Consider the following 1,180-nt stretch of genomic DNA (forward strand, 5'->3'; position numbering starts at 1 on the left):
CTCTGTACACGACAAATTTCACAGAACCCTTATCCTATCAGGGTTCTGCCTTCTTAAAATTGCCAAAATTTCCTTAAACTCTTCTTTTTTCCCAAAACCAATTAAACGCTGAATCGCCATTTGAACATAGTCTAAACCATAGCGAAATAAACTCATTGAGAGTCGTCCATGCTTCTTTATTTTTATCGCTTTTTTTTGATCATGTTGCCATTCACCCGTTAAGTAACACCAACAGAAGCTTATAGCTAACACCGCAATCAATTTTTTCACTCGTCTAGGGTCTGTCAAGCGCGTATTTTCAAGATTAAACCCGCGTCCTTTGAGACAACTGAATAAGGTTTCAATTTCCCAGCGTAATGCATAATCCTGAATAGCATTGGCATTAAACTGAGGAGAAACGACGAGTAAAAGCTCTCCATTTTCTAACTGTAGTGCACTTATATATAGTTTCACCCGACCAACCAAAATCCGTCGTTTACGACATTCAATTTGACCAACTTTAAGATGGCGAAATAAATCACTAATTTTATGATTCTTTCCTAAATGATTGGTGACAATGAAGTTTTTTTAACACGAATGCAGAAGTTGATGTCTTGTTCAATTAACCATGTAAACCACTGCTCACCGATAAACTCTCTGTCTGCGAACACATTCACAATACGGTCTTTACCAAAAATGGCTATAAAGCGTTGAATCAAAGCAATACGCTCTTTCGTATCTGAATTTCCACGTTTATTAAGCAATGTCCAAAGGATAGGTATCGCTATTCCACGATAAACGATTGCGAGCATCAGGATATTAATATTTCGTTTTCCCCATTTCCAATTGGTTCTATCTAAAGTCAGTTGCACTTGGTCGAATGAAAACATATTGAAAATCAACTGAGAAATTTGACGATAATCAAAATACTGACCTGCAAAGAAGCGCTGCATACGTCGATAAAATGATTGTGGTAAGCACTTGATGGGCAAGGCTTTAGATGCAGAAGAAAGATTACATGTTTGCTTTAAAATAATCACAAGCATGATGAGCGCAAAGCACTTTAAATGTGACTTGTTCCATTTTAGATATTTGTTTAAGATAAGATATAACTCATTGAGATGTGTCATAGTATTCGTCGTTAGAAAACAATTATTATGACATTATTTCAATGAGTTATCTATTTTTGTCGTGTACAGAG

The 1,180-nt window shown here is 35.9% G+C and carries 1 protein-coding gene; it reads right to left on the reverse strand.

Annotated elements, in window-relative coordinates; translation table 11 throughout:
- Positions 1 to 18: 18 nt before the first annotated feature.
- A protein-coding gene (locus C8322_RS04520; protein ID WP_085940413.1) for an IS4-like element ISAba1 family transposase occupies positions 19 to 1,109 on the reverse strand; the annotation gives its coding sequence in 2 pieces (ribosomal slippage) (positions 19 to 569 and positions 569 to 1,109; 1,092 coding nt in all).
- Positions 1,110 to 1,180: the final 71 nt, after the last annotated feature.

This window comes from Acinetobacter sp. SM1B (genome assembly GCF_003289665.1).
In the GTDB taxonomy this organism is placed as follows: domain Bacteria; phylum Pseudomonadota; class Gammaproteobacteria; order Pseudomonadales; family Moraxellaceae; genus Acinetobacter; species Acinetobacter schindleri.